Origin of the sequence: Oceanicoccus sp. KOV_DT_Chl (genome assembly GCF_900120175.1) — a bacterium.
Classification (GTDB): Bacteria; Pseudomonadota; Gammaproteobacteria; order Pseudomonadales; family Dasaniaceae; genus Oceanicoccus.
Window position 1 is genome coordinate 777608 of sequence record NZ_FQLF01000001.1, and the last position, 6521, is coordinate 784128.

At 45.8% G+C, this 6521-nt stretch carries 6 protein-coding genes and 1 pseudogene; 5 read left to right on the forward strand and 2 right to left on the reverse strand.

What is annotated here, in order from left to right; all coding sequences use genetic code 11:
- Positions 1–31 precede the first annotated feature (31 nt).
- Positions 32–1243: a DUF5610 domain-containing protein gene (locus tag UNITIG_RS03595; RefSeq protein ID WP_101757130.1), complete on the forward strand. Its 1212-nt coding sequence runs from the start codon at positions 32–34 to the stop codon at positions 1241–1243.
- A 102-nt stretch (positions 1244–1345) separates the two neighbouring features.
- Entirely contained in the window at positions 1346–1579 is a 234-nt protein-coding gene (locus UNITIG_RS03600; RefSeq protein ID WP_101757131.1) for a glutaredoxin family protein, read from the forward strand.
- Here the strand turns inward: UNITIG_RS03600 and UNITIG_RS03605 are convergent, their stop codons facing one another.
- Entirely contained in the window at positions 1580–2314 is a 735-nt protein-coding gene (locus UNITIG_RS03605; RefSeq protein ID WP_235015240.1) for a TatD family hydrolase, read from the reverse strand.
- Positions 2315–2617: 303 nt separating this feature from the next.
- Here UNITIG_RS03605 and UNITIG_RS03610 point away from each other — a divergent pair, with 303 nt between their 5' ends.
- Positions 2618–3547 (forward strand): chemotaxis protein CheV, encoded by a 930-nt coding sequence (locus UNITIG_RS03610; RefSeq protein WP_101757133.1) that lies wholly within the window; start codon positions 2618–2620, stop codon positions 3545–3547.
- A 78-nt stretch (positions 3548–3625) separates the two neighbouring features.
- On the opposite strand, the gene UNITIG_RS03615 is transcribed toward UNITIG_RS03610, so the two are convergent.
- Positions 3626–5596 carry a transglycosylase SLT domain-containing protein gene (locus tag UNITIG_RS03615; RefSeq protein ID WP_101757134.1) on the reverse strand — a complete coding sequence of 657 codons (1971 nt, stop codon included), beginning with the start codon at positions 5594–5596 and terminating at the stop codon, positions 3626–3628.
- A 241-nt stretch (positions 5597–5837) separates the two neighbouring features.
- Here UNITIG_RS03615 and UNITIG_RS03620 point away from each other — a divergent pair, with 241 nt between their 5' ends.
- Both UNITIG_RS03620 and UNITIG_RS24010 read left to right on the forward strand, forming a co-directional pair.
- Positions 5838–6344, forward strand: coding sequence for an ATP-binding cassette domain-containing protein (locus tag UNITIG_RS03620; RefSeq protein WP_235015241.1), 507 nt, complete (start codon positions 5838–5840; stop codon positions 6342–6344).
- Positions 6341–6521, forward strand: a pseudogene (locus UNITIG_RS24010) (ABC transporter ATP-binding protein); the annotation flags it as partial. The gene UNITIG_RS03620 and the pseudogene UNITIG_RS24010, both read left to right, overlap by 4 nt.

Below are 6521 nucleotides of genomic sequence, written 5' to 3' on the forward strand. Positions count from 1 at the left end.
TCGCTTTCCAAGTATTAAAGCAGGTGTAGCCATGGATATTTCGTCGCTTATCAAATCTCCCTTATCGGGAAAATTTCCTTCCCAATTACCCGCCAAGCCTGATGCTGACGGTCAAGCCCAGTCATCTCGTGGTGATTCCGTCTACTTATCAGATCGAGGTCGCGGTTTAGCCAGCGGTTCGCAGCAGTCTCCGGCGTCTGCTGCAGGCTATGAGGTAATTCCAGCTGATCGACGACCAACGCCAGCGCAAAGTGCTGAGACTATTTTGGGGTTTATTGGCAATCAAATAAAAGGTCTGGCGGCAGATGGCGCTAGCACCGAGCGTCTAGAGCAGGCATTCAATGCTGCGCTTAAAGGATTCAAACAGGGCTTAGGTGAAGCCAAGGAAATTCTCGAAGGTTTTTCCATGCTGGACGACACTATTGCAGCGGGAATCGATGTCACAGAACAGCTAGTAATGGATGGCTTGGCGGCGCTGAAACAGGAGTATTTACCAAATTCTGATATCGTTTTACCGGAGCCAGCAAAAACACCGGCACGTTCAAAAGTGGTTACCGCTTATCAGCAGCAAAGTTTTGAGCAGTCCAGTTATAATCAAAGCCGCGCAGTCGCTGGTGGCGATAATAGTATTCGAAATCAGGCGCTAAGCTATGCGGAGTCTTATCGAAGCAATGGTGCCGTCTCGCTAAGCTTGCAAACTCAGGATGGTGATATTATCCAGTTAACCTTCAGTGCTTCAGCTGCGGCAAATGAAAGTGCGGCGCTGGTAAGGGGTAGCTTGGGTGGTAGTCAGGGTGTTGGCTTATCTTATTCCCGTGAAACCAGCACTTCAAATCAATTTAGTGTCAGTGTGAATGGCCAATTAGACGCAGGCGAAAGAGAAGCCTTGAGTCAGTTGCTAAGTGATGTCTCTTCTTTGTCTGATGAATTTTTTAATGGTGACTTCAATAAGGCAGTTGAGTTGGCAATGGCGTTTGAGATGGACGCCAGTGAGTTCTCGGCGATGTCTCTTGATCTTTCCCGGAGCACCAGTGTCAGTATGGTTGAAAGTTTTGCGACGACTGCAGAGGGCTCTAATGTTGCCAGTATGGATCAAATTATCAGTGCCAGCACTGATGGCTTGCGAGCTATGGTCGAAGAGCTGTTGCAAATGATGGAGCAAGCGAAAACTTTCGCTGAGCCCAAACAGTTATTGTCTAATTTGCTCTCCAATCAATTAGCTCAGCTAGATGTAGGCGTTTAAGGCTGGATAACATTATAGTATCTTTGTCTATCACCGATGTAGTCGACTAATGGCTGCTTAAATGTTGTTGCTGTGCTGGTATATACCTCTAATAATTAGTGTATGAAAAATCTTATTTTATATAGCACGGTGGGCTGCCACCTCTGTGAGCAGGCGTTGGCGATTATCATGCCGCTAATACAGGGTGAGTATCTAATTACTGAAGTTGATATTTCTGAGTCGGACCTGTTGATGGCTCGTTACGGGGTAAGAATTCCAGTCATTCTACGTGAAGATTCGGGCGCTGAAATTGGCTGGCCCTTCGATCAGCAGGCCTTTGTTGATTTTTTACGATGATCATTCTTTTAGCCTAAAGAAGTTGATTGCATTGTCTGTGGTGTGCCGGGCAATATCTTCAAGGCTGTAATGGTGGTGTCGAGCAATTTCGGATAATACCAATGGCAGTGTGCAGGGCTCATTTCTGCGGCTTGAAGGTAGTTCGGGTTTAGGTTTGACTCGCGGCATTAGATAGGGCGCATCCGTTTCAATCATCAAATAATTGATAGGGATGTCGGCAATGAATTCATGCAGATGCTGGCCTCGGCGCTCGTCACAAATCCAGCCGGTAATACCAATAGAAAAATCCAGATCCAGATAATTAAAGGCTTGTCTCTTTTCGCCGGTGAAGCAATGGATAACAGCGGCTGATATTTGATCGCGGTAGTGTTTAAGTATTTCGAGTTGGGCCTGATGCGCATCACGCTCATGTAGAAATAAAGGGAGTTGCAATTGGGCTGCTAGTTCGATTTGGGATTCAAATGCTGCAATTTGCTGTGGTTTGGTGGAAAACATGCGATTGTAGTCGAGCCCACATTCCCCGATAGCGCGAACGACCGGTTGGACGGCAATGTCTGCTAGCTGCTGACAGCTCTCATGATGAAAACTTTTAGCGTCATGCGGATGGATGCCTGCGGTGGAAAATAATTGCTGTGGGTATTGTGTTGCCAGTGCCGCGGCGGCATGGCTTTCTTCAATGTTGGTGCCAGTAACGATTATTTGTGCGACGCCAGCTTGTGAGGCTCGTTTAATCACCTGATCAATATCGTGCTGGAAGCTGTTATTGGTCAGGTTGGCCCTATGTCCACTAATGGTATAGGGTAATGAGTGTCCATGCAGTCTTCGGCCAAAATGTCGCCCTGCTAATCTGTTAAAGGTTAAAGAAATAGTTAATTCTGTCGTTATTAAACCTTTGTAAGTGGTTGTTGCGCAAGTAATTTTTATTTGACAGTAGTGCGGTCTAATTTAAGCTACACTAAAGTGACGATATTCAACGGTGGCAGCAAATACATGTGCTGTAGCGACTAATCTTTAGTCAGAAGTAAATGAGATATAGGTATGGCAAGTATTCTGGATAGCGTTGATCAACGCACAAAATTAGTGGGTGAAAACCGGCTGGAATTACTAACGTTTCGGTTACGTGGTTCACAGTTGTTTGCGATTAATGTTTTTAAAGTGCAGGAAGTTCAGCAAATGCCGAAGCTGAATATGTTGCCGCAAAGTAATCCTGTGGTGGTTGGTGTCACCAGCGTTCGTGGATTGACAATTCCTGTGATTGATTTGAGCAGTGCTATCGGTCGTACGCCTATTGAGCAAAACGAAGCAGCCAATATTATTGTGACTGAATATAATCGCTCGGTGCAGGCGTTTTTGGTAGGTGGTGTTGATCGCATTGTAAATTTAAATTGGGATGAAATTATGCCGCCGCCTGCAGCGTCAGGTCGCAGTCATTTCCTTACAGCGATTACTCGTATTGAAGGAAAGATCGTTGAGATTATAGATGTAGAAAAAGTGTTATCGCAGGTGGTGTCTTTTAACACTGAAATTTCTGAAGAAGTTAAAGACGAAGATTTGTTGGCTCATGCGCGGGGCATGGAAGTGTTGTTGGTCGATGATTCCAATATTGCAATAGAGCAGGCAAGAAGTACTTTACAGCAATTAGGTCTGAACGTATTGGTGGAGACCGATGGTTTAAAAGCGCTGACACTTTTACGCAAGTGGCGCGATGAAGGTATTGATGTTAATAAAAAATTGTTGATGGTTATTACCGACGCAGAAATGCCTGAAATGGATGGCTATCGGTTAACCACAGAAATTCGTAGTGATCCGGCTTTAAAGGATTTGCATGTGGTACTGCATACTTCGTTGAGCGGTGCTTTTAATAATGCCATGGCAGAAAAAGTAGGTTGTAACGGTTTCTTATCAAAGTTCCAACCGGATACCTTGGCTAAAACTATTCAGGACCGAATTCGGGAAAGGATAGGTTAGGCTGGGCGTCTTTTTTTTGACATAAACCGTTACGAGCTAACTGTTTATGTTGAGGTGCGACTAGGCAGTGGCTAGCGCTTATTGGTCACGACCGATGAGAAGGGGAGTATCGCCAGTTAATGAAGTGGTAATGCCCAGGCGATGACCATAGATAATTGAAAACGCAAGTACGTTTTGTACATAATTGCGAGTTTCATGAAATGGCAGGGTTTCAATCCAGATGTCATAGGGCAGTGCAGATGACTGGTTGTTCAGCCATTTTTTAACCCGATGCGGCCCGGCATTATAGGCGGCGGTTGCTAAAATATGATTGCCGGAAAAAACCTCTAGTAATTCTTTTAAATAATTACTACCGAGTGTGATGTTATTTTCTGCGATAAATAAATCTTGTTTTTTGAATGGAATGCCAATTTTTCGAGCAACATTTTTTGCTGTACTTGGGCGTAGCTGCAGTAGGCCTCGAGCACCGACCGAGGAATAAGCATCACTGGCGAAGGCGCTCTCTTGTCTGGCAATGGCGTAAAGCCATTCAGGGCGAATCGTAGTTAATTTTGCTGAATCCAGCATATTACTGCGATAAGCTAACGGGAAGCGAATGGCCAAATCATCCCAGTGTCCTGCTTTGATAGTGGTATTTATCGCCTGCTGGTGCCAGCCCCATTGGTGAGCTATTTGAGTGGCGGCAAGCAATTGTGATTGGTTCAGTCCACTAATCGCTGCATACCATTCGCGTCTCGCAGGGATAAGTTCGCCCATCTGATAAAACTGCTGGGCACGTATGATATCTGCTTTGCCAGCAACAATGGCCCTATCGAAGTTTGTGACTAGTGAATTGTTATTAAAGCCATATTTTTGATTAATGCTTTCCGCGGCTAAAAAGCCGTAGTAGTTGCGTTCAGCTGCGAGCTGAATCAGCATGCCGCGAGCTTCAGTTAAGTGTTTGTTTTGCAATTGCCAGCTACGAGCAAGCCAATAGCGCCAGCTTGGTTTGATCTTATATTCGGTGGGTAGCAGAGCAATCCAGTGTTCAGCTTGGCTCCATTGCTGTTGACGAAGTGCCAGCCGAATACGCCACTCTGTTAAATAATTATCCTCGGCGTTTGGGTCGTGCACAATCAGCCATGGCAGGGCATCATCGCTACCCGATGCTATGATCTGGCGGGCTATTTTATCGCGAATATCGCTGTGTTGATGACTGCTGAATTGGATCATGCCGCGGTAATCGATCCATAATTTGGTCGCTAGCTGGTAATCTCTGGTGGCAAGTCGCTTTAAACCATGGCTGACAATATCTGCTGTATAAAGACTTTGATCAGAAAAATCATCAAATACCTTTAGCCGGCGCGGGTCACGATGAACGCTCAGTAGTCTGCGGCTATAAGGTTTTAATTCTGCAGAAGCGTGGTTGGATAAATAGCGGGCGAGTAAAAGGTTTCTGGCATTTACGGCTAGATTAATACGTTGCCAAACGAGTGCGTCTGTTTCAAACCCTGCTTGCTGCCATCGTTTGAATGAAGGGTTACAGGCATCGGGTAGTGAGTCTCCGCTAAGCCAGAGCGATTCAGTTTGTGCCAAGGCAGCTTGCTCAAGGCCAGATTGATAAAGTGCTTCGAGCCGCCAACAGCGCAATTCGTTGTTGGCAACATTGGCGTCGTAATCAGCTAACAGTGCCTGCCACTGTTTCTTTTGGGCCAGCGTTAGCAGCCATCGTTTACGGAGCTGTTTTCCAGCCACTGAATCACCGTGCCGCGATAAAAAATCAGTGACTTCAGCAGTGGGTAGGCTGCGTAATTTTTTTTCTAGCTGGGCTTTTTCCAAATAGGGGTAGAGCGGGTGTTCCGCCAGTTGTTCCAGGCCTTCCTGGGTTCGGGTCCTGTGCCCTTTCTTAATTGCCAGCAGGGTTTGTCTATAGAGTTGTTGGTGTTCAGCCTCAGCGGTAGTAGTCAGCATATTACTGGCATTGGCAGTGTTTATAGACAGCACCAACAGACCCAGCCACAAGCTCCGGGTAAAAAAGCGAAAATACTTTGTTTGAGTCTCTTGGGTCATGATTGCCAGCAGTGTTAGAATAGCGCCCGATTACAGATCCTAAGTGTAGTCACAATAACTACTTACAGCCTCTTGTTAAAGAAAAATTTTTAACCAAGGCTGTTTAAATACTAACCGTCTTTAGGTTTGATTACTGTGTGTTATCCATGCTGGCTTATGTGAACTAGTTCACATTTCAGTGTCTCCCGCTCGCTAGGCTCACCTCACGCTAACATTCTCTCAATAAATATCGGAACACTGCATGCCATTGTTAAAAATTACTGCTTTGAATTTGGCCTATGGTCATCATGTATTGCTGGAGGATGCCAGTCTGCAATTGTACAAGGGTGACCGGGTTTGTCTGGTTGGTCGCAATGGTGCGGGAAAATCCACATTGATGAAGATAGTTGAGGGTCAGATTAAAGCTGATGGCGGCACGATTTGGCATAAACCCACCGCCCGAATTTCACGCCTTGATCAAGAGCTGCCTAAGGCCGATGACCAAACTGTGATGCAAGTAGTGTCTTCAGGGTTAGCCGAAGTTGGGGATTTACTGAATCAGTATGATCAATTGCTGGCGCAGGAAATGGATGAGGCCGCGCTAAAAAAGTTAGAACAGTTGCAGCATCAATTGGAGGCAAAAGATGGCTGGAGTTTTCAGCAGAAAATTTCAGAAGTACTAAGCCGCTTATCGTTACCGGAAGGCAAACTGATGTCATCCCTTTCCGGTGGTTGGCGCCGCCGTGTGGCTTTGGCAAAAGCACTGTGACTCAGCCCGATTTGTTATTGTTAGATGAGCCTACCAACCATCTCGATATAGAAACCATTCAGTGGTTGGAAAAACAATTACTCGAGTTTAAAGGGGCTGTGCTGTTTATTACCCACGATCGGGCCTTGGTACGTAAGTTGGCGACCAAGATTGTTGAGTTGGACCGTGGGAAATTGC